Below are 23,852 nucleotides of genomic sequence, written 5' to 3' on the forward strand. Positions count from 1 at the left end.
AGTGCATTTGTCACCCCCTGCTTAGTTCGTCTTATCCGGAACTTCAGCGCCACCAAAGATCCGGCTGCTTTACTAGATTCTAAACCTACCCCAAACGGAGGCCGGATTGGTCTATGGAGATCGATTATCTATTCTTCGGATAGGCTTCGAATGTCCGCTCGGCGTCGGAAGCGGCCGCTAACCAATTAACTCAAACGCTGACCTAGTCCAGACCATCTGCCGGCATACTGCGGAAGCGCTTTAGCGATAACGTCAGCGCTACCGGCGAGATGCAACTGCCCCCGGGCCCGCGTCATCCCGGTGTACACCAACTCTCGCGACAACACCCGGTTATTCCGCTCTGGCAACACCAGCCACACCTCTTCAAACTCACTCCCCTGGGCCTTGTGCACCGTCATCGCGAACGCACTGTCGTGCGCAGGCAGCGCGGCGGGATGGAACGGCCGCGGGTTCTGCGGGTCGTCACCCGGGAACCAGGCCATCAACGTACCGCTGTCATCGCGCATGCAGATGCCGATATCGCCGTTGAACAGTCGGTGGCGATAACTGTTCTCGGTGATCAGTAGCAAGCGCCCGTGGAAGTAGCGGCCGGCGACTGATGCCGGGCCGGTGCCGCGGCGGGTACCGGCGAGCAGTTCTTCGATACGGGTATTGAGCCCACGCGCGCCCTGCGGCCCTTCGCGCACGGCAGTAAGGATGCGCAAGCGGTTGGCGTTGGCCAGGGCTTCGGCGGGATCGGTGGCTTCGGCGAGCGTGGTCCAGTGGGCGAGCAGGTGGTCGCGGTGGGTCTGCAGGGGGTCGGCGTTGCCTTCGTGGAAGTGGACGCCGGAAAGCTCGCCGCTGCGCAGCAGCTTCAGGGCGGTGTCGCTGTCGCCCTCGCGTACGGCGGCAGCGAGGGGGGCGAGGTCGAGTTCGGCGCTCTGGCGCCAGCCGCGGGTGAGGTGGATGTGGCGGGCGGGGAAGTTGCCGGTGTCCTTGCTGGTTTCGGCGGCGCGCAGGATGCCGGCGAGCACGTCGCCTGCTTCCACCGAGGGCAGCTGGTCGGGGTCGCCGAGGAGGACCAGGCGGGCGCCGTCGGGGACGGCTTCGACCAGTTTGGCCATCAGCGGCAGGTCGATCATGGAGGCTTCGTCCACCACCACGATGTCGAGCGACAGGGGGTTGTCGGCGTGGTGGCGGAAGCTGGGGCTGTCGGGGATGGTGCCGAGCAGGCGGTGCAGGGTAGTGCCGGCGGTGGGCAGGTGGGCGCTCAGGGCGGGGTCGATGCCGGCCTGCGCCAGCGCATGCACGGCGTTGCGCACGCTTTCGGCCATGCGCTCAGCGGCGCGGCCGGTAGGGGCGGCCAGGGCGATGCGCGGCGGGGCGGCGCCGGCCTGCAGTGCCTGGGCCAACAGCAGCACCAGCATGCGGGTGATGGTGGTGGTCTTGCCGGTGCCGGGGCCGCCGGTGACCAGCAGCAGGTTGTGGTGCAGCGCCGCGGCGGCCGCCTGGGCCTGCAGGTCTTCGCCGGTGGCGGCTTCGGGGAAGAGTTTTGCGAAGAGGTCCGCCAGGTGCGCGGGTATCTGGGCGCCCTGCCCTTCAGGTGCTTCGGCGGCGCCTGTGGGATCCGGCGCGATGCCGCCGATGCGGCGCAGGCCTTCGGCCAGGCGGCGCTCGTACTCGCGGTAGCGGCGCAGGTAGACCAGGCCGTGCTCGAACACGAGCGGGGCGTCGGCGGGGGATTCTGCGTCGCCGCTCTGCGGGCAGGCCGCCCAGCGCGAGGATTCCAGCGCCTGGCGCCAGGCCTCGGGCGTGGGCCAGTCGATGGGTTCTTCCACCAAGCGCTGCGGCTCGGCGGGGTCGAATCCGGCGTGGCCTGCGGAGACGGCGAGCGAGGCCAAGGCGGCGGCGGCGAGCACGGCGTCAGGCGTATCCGGATCCAGCCGGCGCAGGCTCTGCGCGAGCGCATGGTCGAGGGTGCGCAGGGCGCCGGTTTTGGCGAGGGCTTGCAGCAGGCTCATGCGGCGGCCTCGCTGGTTTCACCGGCAAACAGGGCGTCGAGCGCGTGCACCAGCTCCGGCTCGAAGCGCCAGGCCTGGATGCCCTGCCCGTCATTGCTGCCGGCATCGATGCCGCGGCAGAACAGGTAGCGGGCGCCGCCAAAGTCGCGTTCGTAGTCATACGCGTCGCCCAGGCGGAAGCGCAGCCAGCGGTGCAGGGCCAGGGTGTAGATCAGCGCCTGCAGGTGGTATTCGCTGTGCACCATGGCGTCCTCGAGCTGCGCGGGGGCGTAGCCGGGCAGGCGGTTGGATTTCCAGTCGAGCACGTACCAGCGGCCGTCATGCAGGTAGGTGAGGTCGATCAGGCCGGTCATCAGGCCCTCCAGTCGCCGGCGCATGCCAAAGCCCTGGCGCGCTGTGAGCAGGCCGTGGCGGTGCAGCAGCGCCAGCAGCGCGTCGACGCGGGTAGGCGCGAGGGAGAACTGGAATTCGATCTCGGCCCGGCGGTCGTGCTCCGGTACCCGGGTCAGGGCGACGCCTTCGGGCAGGACGGCGGTGAGGCTGTGGCCGATCATCGGCGCGATCATGGCCACGCCGTCGTCCATGTCGTCGGCGCCATAGCCGCCCTTGCCGAGGGCATCGGTGATTTTTTTGCGCTCGCTTTCCGGCGCTTCGTCGCCGGGGCGCCAGGCGTGCCATGCGGCGAAGTCGGTGTTCTCGAACACCTCGTGCAGCACCACGCCGAAGCGGGCGCCACCAAAGCGCGGGTCGAATTCGGCTGCATCCGCTGGGGCCGCTTCCGCGTTTTCTTCCGGCTCGTCGCGGCCGCCGGCGACGGGCTGGGTAGCGGCGGCGGACAGGTCGTGGCCGGCGTCGGCGTTGGCCAGCTGGGTGAAGCTGTAGACCCACCAGTCGCTGGCCAGCGTGCGCTTGGCGGTGCGGGCTGCGGGCACGGCTTCCACGGTTTCGGCGCCAAGCCAGGGCAGCTGCGCGGGCGGCAGCGCGGCGTCGATGGCGATGGCATCCGGGGCGCGCGCGGCCAGCGCTTCGGGCTCGGACACCATGGTCCACAGCGGCGACTGGGCATGGCTGTAGAACATGCCGGTCGCCAGCCACAGCGCATCGCGGGTGCGGGTGAGGCCGACGTAAAGCAGGCGCGCGTCTTCGGCGCGCTCGCTGCGCTTCCAGGCTTCAACGGCGTCCTTCCAGCCGCTGCTCTCTTCCTGCAGCTTCCAATGCAGCGCGCGGCCATCATCGCCATGCACGGCCACGTTGCGACCGGGGCTGCGGGGCATGCTGCCGATGCCCACGTAGGGCAGGAACACCAGCGGATATTCCAGGCCCTTGCTCTTGTGCAGGGTGACCACCTGGACGCGACGGGCGTCGGATTCCAGCCGGAGCTGCTGGGCTTCGTCGTCGGCGCTGGCTTCGGCAATGGCGCGGGCAAGCCAGTCGAGCAGACCGTGCAGGCCGAGCGCATTGCGCTGGGCTTCCTGCAGCTGTTCGGCCAGCTGCAGGTAATTGGTGAGGCGGCGCTCGCCGTCCATCAGGCCGAGCAGGCGCGGGGCGTGCGCGGCGCAGAGTTCGTTCACCAGCGCCAGCGGGCCGCCGCGCTGCAGGCGCTCGCGCCAGGCCAGGGCCTGCAGCTGCCACTGCTGCAGGGTGGTGCCTTCGGCATCGAGCGAGGCCACGGCGTGCGCGTCCTCGCCCACCAGCACGGTGGCCAGGGCGGCGCGCAGGCGACGATCGTCCGAGCCGTGCACCAGCGCCTGCAGCAGGGTGTGCAGCTCGCGCGCTTCGGGCGTGGCGAACAGGCTCTGCTTGCCGGCAGCTACCGCCGGAATGCCGACCGCGGCCAGCGCGTCGCGGATCTGGATGGCCTCGCTGTGCTTGCGCACCAGTACGGCGATATCGCCGGGGCGCACCGGCTCGCCCTTGATGGTGGCGCGCCCGTCGCGGGCATCGGTGAGCACGCCGTGGATCGCGGCCACGCAGGCGCGGGTGGCCAGCTCGCGCGATTGGGGCGAGCTGTGGGGTTTCAGGTTGCCCTTGCTGTCGGTTTCAGTCGGCTGCGGCGCCTGCCACAGGGTCAGCGCCGGCGCGGGTACGCCATTGCGCTGGTATTCGGCGTCATCGCGCGCGCCCCCGGGCTGCACCGGATGGAACTGGATGCGCGGGTCGATGAAAGGCGGGGCAATGTTGTCCTGGTCGGCTTCGTGCGCGGCCTGCGCCTGGCCGTAGAGGGCTGCAATGCTGCCGAGTACGGCGGGACGCGAGCGGAAGTTGTGCGACAGCGGCGGGGCCATGTGCGCGGTTTCGCGCGCGGCCAGGTAGGTCTCCACATCACCGCCGCGAAAGCCGTAGATGGCCTGCTTGGGATCGCCGATCAAAAACAGCGCCGGCTCCGGGCTGTTGGCACCAAACACGCGGTTGAAGATCAGCCACTGGCGCGGATCGGTGTCCTGGAATTCGTCCACCAGGGCGATGCGGTACTGCCCGCGCAGGCGCGCGGCCAGGGCATCGCCGTGCTCGCCATCGAGTGCATCGGCGACGCGGTCGATCTGGTCGTCGAAGGTGTGCACGCGCGCCTGCTGCTTGTGGCGAAGCATGCGGCGGCGGGCGTCATCGCGCAGGCGGTGCAGCAGGGCCACCTGGCGCGCCTCGCGCAGGCGATCAACCTCCGCCAGCGCGGCGGCGTACTCGGCCACCGCGTCGCACAGCGGCGAATCCGGGGTGCGGCCGGTGCCTGCCTTGCTGGTGAACTCGATCAGCTTGTCACGCTGCAGATGTTGCAGTTTGCCGTGTTGGAAGCGCGAACCGGGTTCGGCGCGTTCGCACCAGCGAGCCAGGTGAGCGAACAGGTCCTCGATCCATTCGGCCTTGTAGCTGCCGCCCTTCAGCACCTTGGCTTCCGTGGCCTGCAGCAAGGCTTCGCGAAAGCCGTCGCCATGGCTGCGCGCGGCTTCGGCAAAGGACTTCGCAGCGGCCTGCAGCATCGGGCCCGGATCGGGCAGCGCGGCCGGCGGCGGGGGCAGCAGCACCGGTTCGCGCACCAGAGGGGAAAGATCCTTCGCCAGCGCATCGGGGCCCTGCGGCCACACGGCGTACAGGTCGTCAACGCTGGCGGCATCCGCCGCGTGGGCGCGCCACAGGTCGGCAGCGATGCCGGCGCGCAGCTCCGCATCGCTGGCCAGCAATTCGGGCGGATCAAAGCCCTGGCCGCTTTCCAGCGCGTGCTCGCGCAGCACCCGGGCGCAGAAGCCGTGGATGGTGAAGATGGCGGCCATGTCGATGTCGTTCGCCGCCGTACGCAGGCGGCGACGGACGGCGACGGCCGATTCGCCGCTGCGTTCAATGTGCGCTTCGATCAGCGCGTGCATCAGGTCGGCCTCGGGCGAGGCGTCCATGGGCAGGCCTGCGGCCACTTCGGCGGCCAGCACCAGGCGCTGGCGCACCCGCGCGCGCAGCTCCTGGGTGGCGGCTTCGGTGAAGGTCACCGCCAGGATCTGGCCGACGCCCAGGCTGCGCTCCAGCACCAGCCGCGCCAGCAGGGTCGCCAGGGTGAAGGTCTTGCCGGTGCCGGCCGAGGCCTCGATGGCGTAGACGCCTTCCAGCGGCTGGGTCAGGTACGGATCCTGCGACGCGCTCATTCGCTGTCCTCCGGTTCGAAGCGTTCGGCCAGGCCGTGGAGCGCGTCGGGGTCGAGGCCGCCATGGACCTTGCCATCGCGCAGGGCGTGGAAAACCAGTAGCGAGGTATCGGCGAAGCGCTGCAGGGTGCCCTGGCAGGCGAACGGGTCGCTGCCGCGCAGGGCCTGGCGCAGTGCGTCGCCGTGCCCTTCAATATGGCCCCCCGCGCCGCCACCGCCGCCGTGCCAGCGGCTGCGGGCGGCCTTCACCGCGCGGGCCGGCGCCTCAGCGGCACTGTAGAACTCCCACCCGCTGTAGGGCGCCCAGGGCAGCGGCTCGCGCAGGCCCACCGCCCGCAGGGCCAGCAGTTCGCGCAGGGCGTCGCGAGCGTCTTCGGCCGGGAGCTGCGGACGCTCGAACGGGCCGGGACCGGCACGGCCAGCGTCGAAGAATTCCACCATGGGCAGGTCGATGCCGGCAGCGCGCGCCAGCAGCCAGTCCAGGCCGCTGCGAATCACGCTGGGCCCGTTGAGTTTGCCGAAGCGCAGGCGGGCGATGCCGTGCGGGTAGGCATCGTTGATGCGGCCGTGCACGCGCACGCCGTCGATCTCCACTTCGGCCAGCACCGATCCTGGCCCGGCATCGCCGCGCCACTGCGAGAACGCATCCAGCCACGGCGCCAGCAGCTCGCGCTGGTCGGCCAGCACGCGGCGCCCGGACGCGCCAGACGGCAGCAGGCCGCGGGCCCGGAGCGAGGCGTGGATGGCGGGCTCGTCACGGCCCTGCAGGAGTTCATTGAACAGTTCCCGCTGCAGCACGCTGCGCTCCAGCCCGCTACCGGGTGCGGCCAGCGGTTCGAGATCGACGCCGTGCGCCTCGATGTCGACCAGCCGCATGCCCATGCGGGCGAGCAGCGCTTCAGCCGGGTGCAGCAGGAACCGCTGCAGCACGCTGATTGGAAGCTCCGGCCCGGCCTCGTCCGGCGCCAATGGATCGCCGACGAACCACGGCGGCAGGACCACCCGCCGGTCGACGGCGCCGGCCGCGGCCTGCTGCCACTGGGCGTGATACGAGAACCGGCGCGGCTCGCTGGCGGAGCCGAACGCTTCTGACGAGAACGGCTGCAGCGGATGCTGCACCACCAGCGCGTCGGCCACCGGTTCCTCCGTACCCGATGCGTGCTGGCCGACGGCGGCATCGATCAGCTCCGACACCAGCACCGACGGCTCGCGCCGGCTGCCGTCGCGCGGGTCGGCGCCCTGCCAGCTGACGTAGAACACATCCTGGGCGGCGGTGAACAGCTGCAGGAACAGGAAGCGGTCGTCATCGCGGGTGGAGCGGTCGCCGGCCCGGCGCTTGTCGGTGCCGAGTTCCGCGGTGAGGCGGTTGAGGCCGGGGGCGGCATCACGGCGCGGGAACTCGGCGTCGTTCATGCCCAGCACGCAGATCACCCGGAACGGCAGCAGCCGCATCGGCACCATGCGCGCGATGCTGACCCCGCCGGTCAGCAGCGGCGCGCGCACATCGGCCTCGGCCAGCACGGCGCCGAAATGGGCGCGCACGGCTTCGGCAGGTACCGGGTCTTCAAAGCCGGCGCGGTCGGCGGTCTTGGCGAAGTCGTCCACCAGCGTGCGCAGCCGGTCCAGCGCCCGCTGGCTGGCCGGGCCGGAGGGCGGCTTGGGCAGCAGCGCTTCGAGCAGTTCCAGCAGGCGTTCGCGCCACTGCGCCGGCGGCATGGCCTCGCCCAGCACCCTGGCATAGCGGGCCAGCACGCGCAGCAGGCGGACCAGGGTATCGAGCGCATCCAGCGCGCTGCCTTCAAGGTCCGGCAGCGGGGCGACGAGGCGGCCGTCGTTCGTGCGAATCAGCGCATCGCTGCCGCTGGCGTGGCCGAGCAGCAGGCGGTCCAGGGCGAAGGCCCAGGTGTAGGCGTCATCCTCAGGCGCGTCGAAATGGGCGCGGTGGGCGCCGTCCAGGCCCCAGCGCGCGCCGGCGGCCTCGAGCCAGGCCTGCAGGCGCTCGATCGCGGGCGCGTCGAGGCCGTTGGCCTCGGCCAGCGCGGGACTGGCCAGCAGGTCCAGCGTTTCGTGCAGGCCGAAGCGCGACACCGGCAGCGCCAGCAGGCGCACGAACACCTCGGCCAGCGGCTCGTTCGCCAGCGGGCTGGCGTCGGCCAGGGCGTAGGGGATGGCCTGTCCGGAAGCCGCCTCGCCACGCCCGCCGAACACCGCTTCCAGGTACGGCAGGTAGGGATCGATGTCCGGCGCCAGCACCGCGACCTCGCGCGGCTGCAGAGGCGGGTCGAAGCGCTCGTCATCAAACAGCGCGCGCAGCTGGTCGCGCAATACCTGCAGCTCGCGCAGGCGGGTGTGGCAGGCGTGCAGCTGCAGGCTGGGATCGGTGCGGTCCACCGCCTCGCGCAGCGGCCAGCCGGGCGCGCCGCGGCGGTGATACAGGTCCGACTGCAGCCGCCGCAGCAGGCTGCCGTGCAGCGCGCCGCCGCCCTCGCCCGGATCGGCATGGGCGTGGACTTCCGCCGAAGCGTGGATCACTTCGTAATTGCCGACCAGGCGCATGAAATCAACGCCCGCCGCGCCCCATGCGCGCAGCAGCGGGGTTTCATCCTCGGCCAGCAGCCCGCTGCCCGCTTCCAGCCAGGCCGCTTCCGGCAGCGCGCGCACCCGCTGCAGGTCACCCCAGTAATCCTGCACCGGCGTGGGCACGAAGCAGTGCAGGGTGCCGGCGCGGGCCTGGGTGGCGATCACCCGCAGCACGTCGGGCGAGACGTTGAGGGTGGCGAAGGCCAGCAGCCGCGAGGGCAGACCCTGGGGCAGCGGTCGCTGCGCGCCTTCGAAGCGGTCCAAGTACTGCTGGATGCGGCGCGCGCGATGGTGATGCCCGCGCGCGATCCGGCGCCACAGGATGGCCTGCGGATCGTCAGGATCGGCGCCGCCTTCCCAGCGCAGCAGCCAGTCGCGGCGCCAGGCCTGGTACTTGCCGAACACCTGCGCCAGTTCGCCGGCCAGCGACCAGGCGCGCAGCGGATCGTTGCCCTGCACGTGGGCGGCGATCGCGGCCATGGCCGGCTTGGCCAGCAGCGCGGGATCGGTCAGCGCGGCGTACAGCGGCCAGTGCAGGGTTTCGGGATCCAGCTCGTCCTCGCTGGGGCCGAGGTTGGCCTTCAGCGCATGGCCAAGGAACTCGCCCGGGGTGAGGAATTCAATGTTGGCGGCCACCCCATGACGCGCGGCCAGGGTGGCCTGCAGCCAGCGGCGCATGGCCACCTGCGGGATCAGCACGATATCCGGCGCCAGCGGCGAAGCGCCGGGCGCGGGCGTGCGCAGAATGTCGGCCAGCACCCCCGCCAGCACCTCCAGCGAGTTGGAGTGGTAGAGGCGGAAGTCAGGTGCGGAAGGCTTGGTCATGGATGCGGCCATTGTGCCGGACCCTGATCGCAAATCCGGAGACCAGGTTTTGCCGCGGGGGTACGATGGTGGCAGGCGCATTTGGCGCAGGAGGAGCACAAGCATGTTCGATCTGTCAGGACAGGTGGCCCTGGTTACCGGTGGCGCGGCGGGCATCGGCAGGGGCATCGCGGCGGTGCTGGCCAAGGCCGGGGCGAAGGTGGTGGTGACCGACATCGACGCCGCGCGCGGCGAGGAGACCGCACGCGATATCGGCGGCGTGTTCAAGCTGCTGGACGTGACCGACGGCGCCCGAGCCCGGGCGGTGGTGGAGGAGATCGTGGCCGAGTCCGGCCAGCTCGACATCCTCGCCTCCAATGCCGGCATTTTCCCCCAGGCCACGCTCGACGAGATGACCGAGGGCGACTGGGACCACATGCAGGCGGTCAACGTCAAAAGCATGTTCTTTGTGGTGCAGGCAGCACTGAAGGCGATGGCCCCGCGCGGCTACGGGCGGGTAGTGATCACCTCCTCGATCACCGGGCCGATCACCGGCTTCCCCGGCTGGAGCCACTACGCGGCGAGCAAAGCGGCGCAGCTGGGCTTCATGCGCAGCGCGGCGCTGGAATACGCCAACCGCGGCATCACCGTGAACGCGGTGCAGCCGGGCAACATCCTCACCGCGGGGCTGGAGGCCCAGGGCGAGGCCTACCTGGACCAGCAGCGCGCGATCATCCCCACCCACACTCTGGGCACGCCGGAGGACATCGGCCACGCGGTGGCGTTCCTGGCCTCGCGCGAAGCCAAGTTCATCACCGGGCAGACGATCGTGGTCGACGGCGGGCAGATCCTGCCCGAATCGCCCGAAGCGGTGCTGTAGCGCGGTCGCGGCGCGACGCTCCGTCCCGCTCGGCGGGACGGCAATTGCTGTACCGGCCGGTACAATACGGACCCTGCGTTCAGTAACGATCTGCAATCCTGTGCGGTCAATCGCGCTGCACACACCGGCCTGCCAAATGCCCGAGAACTCCGACATCGCTGTGCGCCTCTCCGGTGTCCGCCTCGACCGCGGGCCGCGCACGATCCTGTCCGATATCGATTTGGATGTGCCGCGCGGCAGCGTGACCGCGGTGCTCGGACCGTCCGGCTGCGGCAAGTCGACCCTGCTTTCGGCGATCACCGGTGAGCTGCCGATTTCGGCCGGCAGCATCCAGGTGCTGGGCCAGCCGGTGCCGCGCAGGCAGCGCCCGCTGCTGGAACTGCGCAAGGGCATCGGCATGCTGCTGCAGAACAACGGCCTGCTGACCGACCTGACCGCGGCCGAGAACATCGCCCTGCCGCTGCAGACCCACACGAAACTGGCCGGCCCGGTGCTGGAACGGCTGGTGGAAATGAAGCTGCACGCGGTGGGCCTGCGCACGGCGGGGCACCTGTATCCGCGTGAGCTGTCCGGCGGCATGGCCCGGCGCGTGGCGCTGGCCCGGGCGCTGGCGCTGGATCCGCCGCTGATGCTCTACGACGAGCCGCTGACCGGGCTGGACCCGATCGCGATCGGGGTGATCATCGGGCTGATCGCGCGCTTGAACAGCACCCTGGGCCTGACCAGCATCGTAGTCACCCACCACGTGCGCGAAAGCCTGTCGATCGCCGACCGCGCGGTGGTGCTGGCCAACGGCGGCATCGTGTTCGAAGGCACGCCGGCCGAGCTGTACGAAACCTCCGATCCGCTGGTACGCCAGTTTCTGGACGGCCAGCCGGATGGACCCATCGCCTTCGACACCGCACCGCGGGAAAGGGCCGCCTGATGCCGTTCGCTGAAGCCACACGTTCCGTCGGCCGCGCGGGCCTGTTCTCACTGTCGGTGCTGCGCGCGTCGAAGCCGACCGCGGACTTCTTCGCCGAGCTGGTGCGCGAGATCTACAAGATCGGCGGCCGATCGCTGCCGATCATTGCTGTGGGCGGCGCCTTCGTGGGTCTGTCGCTGACCCTGCTGGCTTTCCGCGGGCTGGAAACCTTTGGCGCCACCAACCAGGTCAGCATCCTGATTGGCCTGGGCCTGTACCGCGAGCTGGCGCCGGTGCTGACCGCGCTGCTGTTCGTGGGCCGTGCGGGCAGTTCAATTGCCGCCGAGCTTGGACTGATGCGCGCCACCGACCAGATCACCGCGCTGGGCCTGATGGCGATCGATCCGATCGCCAAGACCGTGGCCCCGCGCTTCTGGGCGGCGGTGATCACGGTGCCGCTGCTGACCGGCTTCTTCTGCAGCTTCGCGATCGCCACCAGCTGGTTCCAGGGCGTGCAGGTGCTGGGCATCGATTCGGGCATGTTCTGGCAGCAGATGCAGGACGCGGTGGATTTCCGCAACGATTTCGTCAACGCCTTCATCAAATCCGCCGTGTTCGGCGGCACCGCGGCGCTGGTGGCGTCCTACGTGGGCTATCACGCCGAGCCGACCATCGAGGGCACCTCGGTGGCCACCACCCGCGCGGTCGTGAACGCCTCGCTGCTGGTGCTGATGTTCAACTTCGCCCTGTCCGCCTTCCTGTTTTGATGCCTCAAATTTTCATGTCCCATATGGAGACAACCGCATGAGCCGCTCCCGTGGCCCCCGCCTCGAATTTGCCGTCGGTGCCTTCCTGCTGCTGGCCCTGGCCACGCTGGTGGTGCTGGCGATCGCCTCAACCAACAACCGCTTCAGCCTGGGCTTTGGCGCCGATACCTATGAGATCAACGCGCGCTTCACCGACCTGGGCCAGCTGCGCCGACAGGCGCCGGTGAAAGTGGGCGGGGTGACCATCGGCCGGGTCGGCAGCATTGCCCTGGACCCGGTGCGGTTTGATTCCGTCGTCACCCTGGACATTGACAGCCGCTACAGCGAGCTGCCGATCGACACCTCGGCCACCATTCTCACCGGCGGGCTGCTGGGCGAAAGCTACGTGGACCTGCAGCCGGGCGGCGATATGGAATCGCTGCAGCCGGGCGAGGAAATCGCCTTCACCACGCCAGCCGTGGACCTGATCCAGATGGTCGGCCGCTACATGTTCAGCGGCCCGGAAGGTGACGGCGGGCACACTGCACCGGACAGCAACGATATTTTTGCCCCCGAACCGACTCCCTCCCCCGAGGAGCAGAACTGATGAAACAACGCATTCTTCCCCTGATCCTGGGCTCGGCCCTGCTGGCCGCGGCCCCTTCGCTGGTGTTCGCACAGGCCAACCAGGCCGGCTCCGCCCAGACCCAGGGCACGCCGAGCCAGCTGGTACTGGACAACACCCAGCGCGTGCTGACCACGCTTGAAAGCCGCCGCGCCGACTTCCAGCGCGACCCAAGCGCGCTGGAAGCGTTCGTGCGGTCCGAATTCGAGACCATGTTCGACCGCGATTACGCGGCCCGCCAGGTGCTGGGCCGCCACGGCCGCGGCGCCGACGACGCCGATATCGGCTACTTCGCCGACGCGCTGTCCGACAGCCTGCTGCGCCGCTACGGCGCCTCGCTGCTGGACTTCAACACCCGCCTGCAGGCGCGGATCGTCTCGGAGACGGCGCTGCCGCGCGGACTGGGCGTGCGTGTGGGCGCGGAGCTGCTGCGCCAGGGCGGCGAGCCGATCCCGATGAGCTTCCTGCTGCGCCAGAGCGGCGGGCAATGGAAGGTGTTCGACGTGCAGGTGGAAGGCGTGAGTTTTGTCAGCACCTTCCGCCGCCAGTTCGACAACGAGTTGCAGAACAAGTCGATCCGCCAGGTGGCCGATGAGCTGCGCGGCGGCCAGGTCCAGGCTGATGCCGGGCTCTGAGTCCGTTTCGGTCGCTCGCCAGGGCGACGCGGTGGTGTTCACCGGTGCCCTGGTCCGCGACCGCATCGGCGGCCTGTGGCCGCAGGCCGTGGCCGCGCTGGATGGCGCCAGCAGCCTGGATCTTGCTGCGGTCCCGCACATCGACAGCGCCGGCCTGGCCCTGCTCTCGGCCCTGTCCGCACGCGGCGGCGGGCTGGCCCTGAGCGGCAGCCCCGCGGGGCTGGATGAACTTCGTGCTGCCTACCGGCTGTCGCCTTCGCTGGAATTCGGCGGCGGCCAGTTGCCGCAATAGATCGGCCCCCACTTCCCCCAACGGCACCGCTTTGTGACCACCCAACCCTCCCCCCTGTACCGCACGCTGGCCCCCACCGCGGCGCTAGCCATGGCGCTCGCGCTGTCCGCGTGCGCGGGCGGCAGCCAGGTGCGCAGCGATGCGCCGCCGGCCGAAGCGCCGGTTGTCATCACCGATCCGGCGTTGGAAACCAGCCATCCGACAGCTGTGGAAACGGCTATCGCGACCGAAGCAGTCGCTGCCGAAGCCGCAGCTGCAGTGGCGACCGTGGATACCGCGGAGCCGGTCGAGGCCACTGCCCCGGCCGTTGCGGAAGGTGCCACCCTCGCACCGACCCAGGAAGAGCTGGACTTCGCCGCGATCTACGGCGAAGAGGTCTACGACCCGATCGCCGACCCCACCTTGCCGCCTTCGGCGCAGATGCCGGTCAGCTACGACCCGTGGGAACCGTTCAACCGGCGCATGCACCGCTTCAACAACGCCGTGGACCGCACGGTGGCGCTGCCGCTGGCGCGGGCCTATGTGCGTGTGGTGCCGCGACCGGTGCGCCTGGGCGTGAGCAACTTCTTCTCCAACCTCGGCCAGCCGGTGAGCGCGTTCAACGCGCTGCTGCAGGGCAAGCCGAAGCAGGCCGGGCAGTCGCTGGGCCGGTTCGTGATCAACACCACGCTGGGCATCGGCGGCATCTTCGATCCGGCCACTGACGCTAGCATTCCCAACCGCAGCGAGGATTTCGGCCAGACGCTGGGCTTGTGGGGCTGGGAGAGCTCGCGCTATCTGGAGCTGCCGCTGTTCGGGCCGCGCACGGTGCGTGATGTGTTCGGCCTGGCCGGCGACGCGCCGCTTTCGCCGACCCGGCAGATCGACGACGACGCCGTGCGCGTTGGCCTGCAGGGTCTGCAGCTGGTGGATATCCGCACCCAGCTGATGGCCGTGGACCGCATGCGCCAGGGCGCGGCGGACGAATACGCGCTGGTGCGCGATGCGTGGCTGCAGCGGCGCAATTACCAGATTCACGGCGACCGGGTGGGTGAGGACGACGACTACCTGCTGCCCGATTACCTGCTGGACGACGAAGCCAACCCCACCGTCCCCGCCGACGCCATCCCCGTCCAGATCCCCGATCTGTAGGAGCGCGTCGCCGCGTGACGTCTGTCATTGCGGTGGGGCGTCGGTACCGGCGTCCAAGCCGAAGCCGCACGGCAGCGCCATGATTCACGCGGTTTCGCGCGTATGACGCGCTCCTACGGGGTTTCGTCAGAAATTTCTTCATCCAGCAGCTGCTGGGCTTCCGGTCCGGGCAATGACTCCACGCCCCTGAGCTGACGCTCGATCGCGCGGGTGCGCACGCCGGCCTGCTTGATGCTGTTCTGCACCGTGTTGAGCTGGCCGTGGGTCTTTTCCAGCACGGTGGCGAACTTTCCGAACTCGGTCTTGACCGCACCCAGCAGTTTCCAGACCTCGCTTGAGCGCTGCTCGATGGCCAGAGTGCGAAAACCCATCTGCAGGCTGTTGAGCAGCGCGGTGAACGTGGTCGGCCCGGCCACCACGATGCGGAACTCGCGCTGCAGCGCATCCACCAGCCCCGGTCGACGGATGGTTTCCGCATACAGACCTTCGGTGGGCAGGAACATCACTGCGAAGTCGGTGGTGTGCGGCGGCACCACGTACTTTTCGCTGATCGATTTTGCCTGCACCCGGATCGCGCGCTCCAGCTGGTTGCCGCAGGTGCGCACGGCTTCCACATCGCCCTGCTCCTGGGCGTCGAGCAGGCGCTCGTAGTCCTCGCGCGGGAACTTGCAGTCCACGGGTAGCCACACCGGCGTGTCGTCATCGCGGCGACCGGGGAGGCGGATGGCGAAGTCCACCGCCTCGGCCGACTCCGGCCGCACCCGCACCTCGCGCTCGTACTGCTCGGCGATCAGCACCTGTTCGAGGATGTTCTCCAGCTGCACCTCGCCCCAGCCGCCGCGGTTCTTGACGTTGGTGAGCACCCGCTTGAGGTCGCCCACGCCGGTGGCCAGCTGCTGCATTTCACCCAGCCCGCGCTGCACCTGCTCCAGGCGCTCGGATACCAGTTTGAACGAGGCGTCCAGGCGGGTGTTGAGGGTGGTTTGGAGCTTCTCGTCCACCGTCTCGCGCATCTGCTCAAGCTTGTGCGCGTTGTCGGCCTGCAGGGCCTTGAGCTGGCTGTCGAGCGTGTTGCGAAGTTCCACCATGCGCTGCTCGTTGCGCTGGGTGAGTTCGCCGATCCGCTGATCGTTGCGCTGGGCCACATCGGCCAGGCGGGCACCGAGGGTTTCCGAAAAGCGCTGCTGCGCCTCGCCCTGCTCGGCCCGGGTCTTGCGCGCGTCTTCGAGCAACGCGTCGCGCAGCGTATCCAGACGCTGGTCGGTGCGCACGCTGAACTCGGTCAAGCGCGCGGCGAAGCCGTCGATCCGCTGGGTCTGGCTGGCGGCGGAGCTGTCGAGCTGTTCGCGCAGCTCGCTGCGGCCTGCGCGCTGCTCGTCACGCAGCGCGTCTTCCAGCGCCTCGCGCAGCATGCCGGCCGCATCGTCAGGACGCCGGAGCACCAGCATCAACAGCAGCCCGGCCACCACCAGCAGCAGGCCGAGGATCAGGATCAAAAGGGTCTGGGTTTCCATCCGGCCAGTCTACCCACGGCTGTCTCATCGGCTGCGCCGCGGGGGCTTTTCCGAATCGCCTTCACCCGGAGTTTTCAGCTGCCGCGGACACTGGCCCCATGGCCAAGTGAAGCGCGCCACGCGTGCGAAGCCGCGTGAATCCCGATCCCGGCCGATCGCCGCAAACCCGGGGGCGGGTCAGGGCTTGCCCTTTGTTGCAGAAGCTTCCAGCCCCCCATCCTCCAGCGAGTACATGTAGGCGTTTTCATCGATCCGCACTTCCACGTCGGTGCGCCCGCGACGTTCTATCGGATAGACGCTGCCTTCCCAGCGCGCGGTCAGCGCGGTCATGGGATCCAGCCCACCCAGACGGCTGCCTGACAGATGGATCAGCACCCGGTCTTCGGGATAGGACACGCGCACCGAGCTGAAATAGGTGGCGCGCTGACCGCTCATCATGGCGCCGTAGGATTTTGTTGCGTTGGGGTGTGCCACAAGGAAGCCGAAATGGCTGTCGAAATCGATGCCGGAAAGATCCGGTTCAACATCTCCGCGCCGCAACGCCGCGGGCAGTTCGCCGAGGTCGAACGCATCGGCGCGAATCACCGGAAAGAAAGCAATGTCGGAATAGACCGGACTGTTCGAAGATCCCGAGCCAGTGGCCAGCAGCACCTCTACCTGCTGCTGGATATTGGCCGAGGGTCGATATCCCACGTCGAACTCAGTGATCGCGTGAACTTCCTGCGGCTCCGGCGAGCAGGCGGGGAACAGGACAAGCGCCGCGAACAACAACGGCATCAATCGGATGACGGGCTGGAACATGGTGCACTCCATTGCATGAATTCCTGGCACCGCGATTCTCAGCGGTGGGCCGGTCGGACACAAACCGGCCGGCGACGGCGCCTACGGAGTGATTCTGATGGGGAGGTCGCGGGGGCCGGTGGCCTGGTTGCCGCTGGCGTCTTCGCCGAACACGCGGATGAGGTAATCACCCGGCGGCAGCGCGCCTGGCTGCCACGGGGTGACGGCCATTTCCGCGGCGCGCACGTGGTTGTTGGCCACGTAGAGGAAGCGGGTGCGCGCGGCACCGTGCACGGTGATGCCGCTGTTGGCGGCGTAGGCCACCTTTACCGCACCCGAGTGGGCGGGCATGCGGGAGAAATCGATATTCATCATCGGCCGGGTGTGGCCGGGCAGCATGCTGCCGTCGGCGGCGAGGATCTGCCAGCCGACCCTGTGCAGGCCCAGCCGGCGGCGGGCCAGGTTGCCATCCACCTGGTCCCAGGCATCCACCACCACCTGCACGCCGCCGCCATCGCCGGGCACCAGCACGCGCCCATCGGCGCTTCGCCGCTCCAGCAGCCGGTCGTGCCCATCCAGCAGCATGATCCCCTCGATACGCGGGGCCACGGTGTCGATGTAGTTCACCAGGCCCAGGCGGATCGCATTGAGCTGGTGGCCGTAGGGGCCGACGATCAGGTGCACGTGGGCCTGGGCGTTGATGGTGCCCAGCGCCTCGCCGACGGCGAAGCGGGTGCCGCGGGCGATGCGCACCCGCTCCGGGCGTCCATCCTCGCGGTGCACGAACTGGTATTTTTCCGGGTCGAGATTCGCGCCCCACGGGGTCCGCCCCACCCGCAGGTGCAGGTAGGTGAGTTCATCGGTGGCGATGCCTTCGGCCTGGCCACCAAAGCTCCATGCCGCCAGCGGCGAGCTGACTTTGGCATCGGCGATCGACAGCACCTGCGCGCCCACGTCGCCGCGGATATCCAGGCCGTTATGCAGGTGGCTGCGACTTTCGCCGCGGAAGTTGCCACGCACTTCGCCCAGCGTGCCGACCACTTCATGCCAGCCGTCCTGCGGCGCCAGCGGCCAGCGACCGGCGGTGGCGGGCAGCAGGCGCTCGGGGTCGGGGCCAGTAGCGCTGTCGGCGCTGCCGTCGATGCGCGGCGCCAGGCGGTGCAGGCGATGGCCCGCGGCATCGGCCAGCAGCAGGCTGCCGTCCGTCTCAAGCCACAGTGCAGACGGGCGGGCGAACCACTGGCGCTCATGCCCGCCTGTCAGCACCCGGATCCGGCCATCCGGGGACAGCTGCAACACTCGCCCCGGCGACAGTTCGGCCACGTACAGATGCCCGTCGTGGCTGGCAGCGATCGCCAGCGGCCGGCCCAGTCCGGTCTCGAAGTCTTCCCACGGCGAAGGACGCCAGGTATCCACCAGCCCGTCCGGATCGACCCGCCGCAGCGCGCCATTGCCGGTATCGGCCACCCACAGCCGGCCCTCGCTATCCAGTGCCAGCCCGGTGGGCGTATCGAAACGTGCCTGAAGCCCCATCGCATTGCGGAACCCCGGGCGATCGCCGCCGGCCAGCGTGCGTACGCTGCCATCGGGGTCGATCACGCGGATCCGGTCGTTCCACGTATCGGCCACGAATACCCGGCCCAGCGCATCCACCGCCACGCCCATCGGTCCGTGGAAACGCGCCTGCGCGCCCGGCCCGTCGCGGAAGCCGGGGCTGCCATCACCGGCCAGGGTGGTCACCTTGCCATCGGGGCTGATCCGGCGCACGGCGTGATTGCCAGTGTCGGCCACGTACAGATTGCCGTGGCTGTCGACCGCCAGCGACGAAGGGGTGTGGAACTTGGCCTGCGTGCCGATGCCATCGGCGAAGCCTTCCTCAGCGCCGGCAAGGGTCTGCACAGTGCCATCCGGCGCGATCCTGCGGATCCGGTTGGCCTCGCCGCCATCGGCGGCGAACAGGCTGCCATCCGGGCCGCGCACCAGGCCCCAGGGCTCATCGAAACGCGCCCGCACCAGCGCGCCGTCACGCACGCCGCGATGGCCGTCACCGGCCAGCAGGGCAATCCGGGCCTGCCAATCGAACGAAGTTTCAGCCGGAGCGACCGGACCATCGGCCTCCTGCGGTGGCCACAGCGCGGTGGCCGCCAGTGCCAGCAGCACCAGCGCCACCACGCCCAGCAGCGCACGGCGCATACCGGGCCGGGCGGCCCGGCGCCGCCGGTTCAATCCAGTACGCGGCAGAAGGCCGCCTTCAGGTAGCGCGACTCGGGCACGTGGGCCAGGAACGGATGGTCGGCGCCGGCGCCGGCGACCTTGATCACCTGCACCGTGCGACCGGCGTAGAACGCCGCCCGGCGCAGCATGTCGAGGAACTGCTCCTCGCTCACCAGCCCGGTGCAGGAGAAGGTGGCGAACAGGCCGCCAGGCTTCACCGCGCCCAGCGCCAGCTTGTTCATGTCCAGATACTTCTTCAGCGCGGGGATCACCTGCTCACGGTCGCGGGTCATCTTGGCCGGATCCAGCACCACCACGTCCCAGCCATCGGCATCGCGGGCGGCCACGTCACGCAGCCACGGGAAGATGTCGGCCTGCACGAAGCGCACGCGCGCATCGTTGAGGCGGGCGTTGGCGGCGGCGATCTCCAGCACCGCCTCGTCAATGTCCACGCCGGTCACCTCGGCGGCCCCGCGCGCGGCGGCATAGATGCCGAAGCCGCCGGTGTTGCAGCAAAGGTCCAGCACTCGCTTGCCTTCGCACTGGCGCGAGAGCCATTCGCGGTTCTCACGCTGGTCGGCAAAGAAACCGGTCTTGTGCGCGCCAGCGGGATCGGCGCGGAATTTCACCCCGTGCTCGGTGATCACCGCCGGCTCGGCCGGAACGCTGCCGCTGAAATCGAAGCTCTCCTGCTTCTGCACGTGCTCGTCGGCCGAAGCGTGGATACGGCAGCCGGGGAAATGCTCGCGCAGCGCGTCGTAGATCCACTCGCGATGGCGGAACATGCCCGCGGAGAAGAATTCGATCACCAGCAGGTCGGCGTAGCGATCGACGATCAGGCCGGACAGCCCGTCGCCCTCGCTGTTCACCGCACGCCAGCCGTCGGACACTTCGTCCAGCCGTAGCACTTCGCGGCGCAGGCGCACGGCCTCGCCGATCCGGCCCTGGAACCAGTCCGCATCGACGGCCGCTTCAGGGTTGGTTTCCAGAATGCGCAGGGCAATCCGCGAGCGGCCGTTGTAGAAGCCGCGACCGATCCAGTCGCCATCCACGCCAACCACGTCGACGATGCTGCCGGGGCTGATCCGCTGGGCGGGTTTTTCCACCAGCCGCTGGAAAATCCAGGGATGGGACGAGCGCCAGGCGTTCTTGAGCCTGACCGTGGGCAGTGGGGAATCCATGCCGCAATTCTAAGGCAGGTTGCATCGCCGGATTCCGGCGCCATTGTGTTGGACATGCACCTGGAGATGCCTGAACCGCCCGCCGATCCCAAAGCACAGCGTGCGGCCGACCGCCGCCGGCTTGGTTCGGCGCTGAAACTGGCGGTGGGTTTCGTCGCCCTGCTGGCGGTGATGTTCGGCGTGCAGCACATGATCGACTGGCGCCCGTTCGCGGTATCGCCGCGCGAGGCGGCCGGCCTGCTGGGCGTGCTGACCGCGCCGCTGCTGCACGGCTCGCCCGAACACCTGTTCGCCAATGCCACCGCCCTGCTGATGCTGGGCACGCTGGCCTTCACCCTGTACCCGCGCGCCACGCCGCGCGCCCTGCCGCTGATGTGGCTGGGGGCGGGGCTGTGCGCGTGGTGGCTGGGCGACCCCGGCTCGCGGCACCTGGGCGCCAGCGGCGTGACCCACGGACTGATGTTCCTGCTGTTTGTCCTCGGCATCCTGCGCCGCGACCGGCCATCGGTCGCCGCCGGGATGATCGCGTTCTTCTTCTATGGCGGCATGCTGTTGACCGTATTGCCGCAGGAGCCGGGCGTGTCCTGGCAGTCGCACCTTGGCGGGGCGCTGGGCGGCGTGCTGGCCGCCTGGTTGTTCCGGGCCAGCGACCCGCGCCCGCCGCGCAAGCAGTACAGCTGGGAGCTGGAAGAGGAGCAGGCCGAACAGGACGCAGCGCGCGACCGCGACCAGTTCGAAACCGCCGCCCCGAACGACGTCCCCGTGCTCTGGCAACGCGACGAACCCCGCCAAGGCCAGGTGCTCGAATTCCGCCCCCGCAAAAATGACGACCCTCCCCAGTAGGAGCGCGCCATGCGCGCGAAGCCGCGTGACGCCTGTCCCCGGCCGATCGCCGCAACGTCGAGGGTCCGGTGGGTCAGCGTCTGTCAGGACTGTCGGCGACATGGACGTCGCCGACAAGCGTACATGGACGTATTCACAGCGTGTCCTGACAGACGCTGACCCGCCGGACCGCACCGGCAAACCAATCGTCACGCGGCTTCGCGCGCATGGCGCGCTCCTACTGGGGTGGATAGACTCGGGAGCATGCGCACACTCCTGATTGCCACGCTGTTTGCCGCCCTGGCCGGCTGCACCGACGGCGGTTCCGCCGAACCCACCGCCACCGACACCGGAGCCAATCCGATCGACGCGATCATGTCCGACTACGACGGCAACGTGCCCGGCGCCGCGGTGCTGGTGCTGCGCGATGGCGAGCCGGTGGTTCGCCGCGGCTACGGCCTGGCCGATGTGGAATCCGGCACCCCGGTCACCCCGGACACCAACTTCCGCCTGGCTTCGGTGAGCAAAGCGTTTACCGCCGCCACCGTGCTGCTGGTGGCCGAAGACGGCCTGGTACAGCTGGATGACCCGGTGCGCAAGTGGCTGCCCTCGCTGCCCGAAGCGGCCAACACCATCACCATTCACCACCTGCTCGCCCACACCTCCGGCCTGATCGACTACGAAGACGTGATGCCGGAAGGCCTGGACCGCCAGGTGCGCGATGCCGACGTGCTCGCCATCCTGGAGGGTCAGGACCGTCTGTATTTCGAACCCGGCACTGAGTACCGCTACAGCAACAGCGCCTATGCCCTGCTGACCCTCATCGTGAACGCCGCCACCGGCGAGCGCTATGCCGACTTTCTGCGCGAGCGGATCTTCAGCCCGCTGGGCATGGACAACAGCGTGGCTTTCGAGGACGGCATCTCCACGGTGGCCAACCGCGCCTTTGGCCACAGCCTGGTCGACGGTGAGTGGACCCGCACCGACCAGAGCCCGACCAGCGCGGTGCTGGGCGATGGCGGCATCTACAGCTCGCTGGAAGACATGGCCAAGTGGGATGCGGCCCTGTACGACGGGCGCCTGCTGTCCGACGCCACCCGCGCGCTGGCGTTCTCCGACCAGACCGGCGTGTCGGTGGACGAGGACAACGTGGACGCTTACGGCTACGGCTGGCGCCTGGACGGCGAACGCATGTGGCACTCGGGCGAGACCATGGGCTTTCGCAACGTGATCATCCGCGATCCGGAGCAGCACCTGACGGTGCTGGTGTTGACCAACCGCAACGCCCCGCGCCCTTATCCGCTGGCGCGGCGGATCATGGACGAGTTCAGCCGCTGATCCTGCGCAGGCGCCACGCCCATGCCGGCGTGGCAACCCTTCTTTAAACACCGACTTCCTGACTGCCATGTCCCGAACGCTGCGGATTGCCCTGGTATTGATCGTGCTCGTGGCACTGGCTGTGCTGGGCTGGCGCTGCGTGCAGACTCCAACGGAGCCCGATGCGCCGGCACCGGTGGCCACACCGATCGCCGATGCCGTGCCCCAGTCCAGCGATCCGTCGGCGCAGCGGATCGAGGCCGATCTGCGGCGCCTGGCGGACCCGGCCCTGGAAGGCCGCGAAACCGGCACGCCCGGCTTCGAACGCGCGGCGGCGTTGGTGGCCGCGCGCATGGCCGAAGCCGGACTGCAGCCTGCCGGAGATGACGGCACCTGGTTCCAGCGCGTGCCGCTGCTGACCGGCGTGCCATTGCGCGACGGCGCGCGGCTGGCGGTGGAACGCGATGACCGGGTGGAAGAGCTGCGCTTCAGCGACGACTTCCTGCCGTGGTCAAACTTCAACGTCGCACGCCATTCGGTGCGCGCGCCGGCGGTGTTCGTCGGTCATGCGATCCATGCGCCGGAGCTGGACCACGACGACTTCACCGGCGTGGACCTGCGCGGCCGGATCGCGGTGATCCTGCCGGGCGCGCCGGACACCTTCGACCACCATGCGCGCGCGTTCCATTCGGCCACCCGGGAAAAGATGCAGGCGCTGGTGGATCGCGGCGCGGTGGGCGTGGTGATCGTGTCCTCGCCGCAGTTTGAAGCGCGCCTGCCGTGGGCGCGGATGCAGGCGGCGTGGGACAAGCCGGCCATGCGTTTGCGCGATGGCGACGGCTTTGCGGTAGATGGCTTCCCGCAGCTGCAGGCCGTGACGGCGGTGAGCGTGGCCCAGGCCGACAAGCTGCTGATGGCGCCCGGACGCACTGCGGCCCAGGTGTTCGAAACCGCCCGCACCGGCAAGGGACGCGCGTTCGCGCTCGACGCCACGGTGGTGATTGAAGGCGGCACCCGCATCGAGGCGCTGGATTCGCACAACGTGATCGGCCGCCTGCCCGGCAGCGATCCGTCATTGGCCGATGAGCACGTGGTGCACACCGCGCACCTGGACCACGTGGGCATCATCCAGCTGCGCGATGGCGATGCGATCCACCACGGCGCCATCGACAATGCCCTGGGTGTGGCGATCATGCTCGAGACCGCCAACATGATGGCCACTGCCGACACGGCGCCGCGCCGCTCGCAGCTGTTCGCCGCGCTCACCGGTGAGGAACAGGGCCTGCTCGGCGCCCAGCACTTCGTGGCCCGACCGACCGTGCCGCGCGAGGGCCTGGTGGCCAACATCAACATCGACATGCCGGTGCTGCTGGCCCCGAGCACCGACGCGGTGGTGATCGGTGCGGAGCACTCCACCCTGCAAGCCGCGGTGGAAGCGGCTGCTGAAGAAGTCGGGGTGAAGCTGTCACCGGATCCCTTCCCCGAAGAGGTCACCTTCGTGCGCAGCGACCAGTACGCCTTCGTGCACGGCGGCATCCCCGCGGTGTACCTGGACGGCGGGGTGGAGTCGGCCGACGGCAAGCGCGACCCGCGTCTGGCGCTTACCTACTTCCTGCGCAACTGCTATCACCAGCCCTGCGACGACGCGACCCAGCCGATCCAGTACGACGACGCCGCCCGCCTGGCCCGCCTCAGCGCCGCCATCGCCACCCGCATCGGCAACGACGACGCCCGTCCCAAGTGGAACCCCGGCGACTTCTTCGGTGAGCGTTTCGGCTCCTCCCTGTAGGAGCGCGCCA

General features: G+C 69.3%; 17 protein-coding genes. 10 read left to right on the forward strand and 7 right to left on the reverse strand.

The window, feature by feature from the left end:
• Positions 1-185: 185 nt before the first annotated feature.
• Genes recD through recC form a run of 3 tightly spaced genes read right to left on the reverse strand, consistent with a single transcriptional unit; the run spans position 186 to position 9,033 of the window.
• Complete coding sequence (recD, locus tag WCE59_RS02900; protein ID WP_343257208.1) at positions 186-2,000, reverse strand: exodeoxyribonuclease V subunit alpha; 1,815 nt, start codon at positions 1,998-2,000, stop codon at positions 186-188.
• Entirely contained in the window at positions 1,997-5,629 is a 3,633-nt protein-coding gene (gene recB / locus WCE59_RS02905; RefSeq protein ID WP_343257209.1) for an exodeoxyribonuclease V subunit beta, read from the reverse strand. The genes recD and recB overlap by 4 nt, the downstream gene beginning before the upstream one ends.
• On the reverse strand, positions 5,626-9,033 hold the full coding sequence (gene recC, locus WCE59_RS02910; protein ID WP_343257210.1) for an exodeoxyribonuclease V subunit gamma: 3,408 nt from the start codon (positions 9,031-9,033) through the stop codon (positions 5,626-5,628). The genes recB and recC overlap by 4 nt, the downstream gene beginning before the upstream one ends.
• Before the next feature lie 103 nt (positions 9,034-9,136).
• Here recC and fabG point away from each other — a divergent pair, with 103 nt between their 5' ends.
• The 7 genes from fabG (at position 9,137) to WCE59_RS02945 (ending at position 14,225) form a co-directional block, all read left to right on the forward strand.
• Positions 9,137-9,892: a 3-oxoacyl-ACP reductase FabG gene (fabG, locus tag WCE59_RS02915; RefSeq protein WP_343257211.1), complete on the forward strand. Its 756-nt coding sequence runs from the start codon at positions 9,137-9,139 to the stop codon at positions 9,890-9,892.
• 136 nt (positions 9,893-10,028) lie between these two features.
• Positions 10,029-10,817 (forward strand): ABC transporter ATP-binding protein, encoded by a 789-nt coding sequence (locus WCE59_RS02920; RefSeq protein ID WP_343257212.1) that lies wholly within the window; start codon positions 10,029-10,031, stop codon positions 10,815-10,817.
• Positions 10,817-11,563 carry an MlaE family lipid ABC transporter permease subunit gene (locus tag WCE59_RS02925; RefSeq protein WP_343257213.1) on the forward strand — a complete coding sequence of 249 codons (747 nt, stop codon included), beginning with the start codon at positions 10,817-10,819 and terminating at the stop codon, positions 11,561-11,563. Before WCE59_RS02920 ends, WCE59_RS02925 begins: the two co-directional genes overlap by 1 nt.
• Before the next feature lie 37 nt (positions 11,564-11,600).
• A complete protein-coding gene (gene mlaD / locus WCE59_RS02930) occupies positions 11,601-12,149 on the forward strand; it encodes an outer membrane lipid asymmetry maintenance protein MlaD (protein ID WP_343257214.1) in 549 nt (182 codons plus the stop codon).
• Positions 12,149-12,802: an MlaC/ttg2D family ABC transporter substrate-binding protein gene (locus tag WCE59_RS02935; RefSeq protein WP_343257215.1), complete on the forward strand. Its 654-nt coding sequence runs from the start codon at positions 12,149-12,151 to the stop codon at positions 12,800-12,802. Before mlaD ends, WCE59_RS02935 begins: the two co-directional genes overlap by 1 nt.
• Positions 12,789-13,094 carry an STAS domain-containing protein gene (locus tag WCE59_RS02940; protein ID WP_343257216.1) on the forward strand — a complete coding sequence of 102 codons (306 nt, stop codon included), beginning with the start codon at positions 12,789-12,791 and terminating at the stop codon, positions 13,092-13,094. The genes WCE59_RS02935 and WCE59_RS02940 overlap by 14 nt, the downstream gene beginning before the upstream one ends.
• A gap of 90 nt (positions 13,095-13,184) precedes the next feature.
• On the forward strand, positions 13,185-14,225 hold the full coding sequence (locus WCE59_RS02945; RefSeq protein WP_343257381.1) for an MlaA family lipoprotein: 1,041 nt from the start codon (positions 13,185-13,187) through the stop codon (positions 14,223-14,225).
• 113 nt (positions 14,226-14,338) lie between these two features.
• On the opposite strand, the gene rmuC is transcribed toward WCE59_RS02945, so the two are convergent.
• From rmuC to WCE59_RS02965, 4 genes are all read right to left on the reverse strand, one after another.
• Entirely contained in the window at positions 14,339-15,739 is a 1,401-nt protein-coding gene (rmuC, locus tag WCE59_RS02950; RefSeq protein ID WP_343257217.1) for a DNA recombination protein RmuC, read from the reverse strand.
• Between the two features lie 177 nt (positions 15,740-15,916).
• Positions 15,917-16,540: a hypothetical protein gene (locus WCE59_RS02955; protein WP_343257218.1), complete on the reverse strand. Its 624-nt coding sequence runs from the start codon at positions 16,538-16,540 to the stop codon at positions 15,917-15,919.
• Positions 16,541-16,621: 81 nt separating this feature from the next.
• Positions 16,622-18,712 (reverse strand): NHL repeat-containing protein, encoded by a 2,091-nt coding sequence (locus WCE59_RS02960; RefSeq protein WP_343257219.1) that lies wholly within the window; start codon positions 18,710-18,712, stop codon positions 16,622-16,624.
• Positions 18,713-18,741: 29 nt separating this feature from the next.
• A complete protein-coding gene (locus WCE59_RS02965) occupies positions 18,742-19,914 on the reverse strand; it encodes a class I SAM-dependent rRNA methyltransferase (RefSeq protein ID WP_343257220.1) in 1,173 nt (390 codons plus the stop codon).
• A 66-nt stretch (positions 19,915-19,980) separates the two neighbouring features.
• On the opposite strand from WCE59_RS02965, the gene WCE59_RS02970 reads away from it, so the two are divergent.
• The 3 genes from WCE59_RS02970 to WCE59_RS02980 all read left to right on the forward strand — a co-directional run bounded on the left by WCE59_RS02970 (position 19,981) and on the right by WCE59_RS02980 (position 23,842).
• Complete coding sequence (locus WCE59_RS02970; protein ID WP_343257221.1) at positions 19,981-20,757, forward strand: rhomboid family intramembrane serine protease; 777 nt, start codon at positions 19,981-19,983, stop codon at positions 20,755-20,757.
• A 243-nt stretch (positions 20,758-21,000) separates the two neighbouring features.
• Positions 21,001-22,074: a serine hydrolase domain-containing protein gene (locus WCE59_RS02975; protein ID WP_343257222.1), complete on the forward strand. Its 1,074-nt coding sequence runs from the start codon at positions 21,001-21,003 to the stop codon at positions 22,072-22,074.
• A gap of 67 nt (positions 22,075-22,141) precedes the next feature.
• Positions 22,142-23,842: a M28 family metallopeptidase gene (locus WCE59_RS02980; RefSeq protein WP_343257223.1), complete on the forward strand. Its 1,701-nt coding sequence runs from the start codon at positions 22,142-22,144 to the stop codon at positions 23,840-23,842.
• The last annotated feature ends 10 nt before the right edge of the window (positions 23,843-23,852 follow it).

The organism is Luteimonas qiangzhengi (assembly GCF_039548515.1).
In the GTDB taxonomy this organism is placed as follows: Bacteria; Pseudomonadota; Gammaproteobacteria; order Xanthomonadales; family Xanthomonadaceae; genus Luteimonas.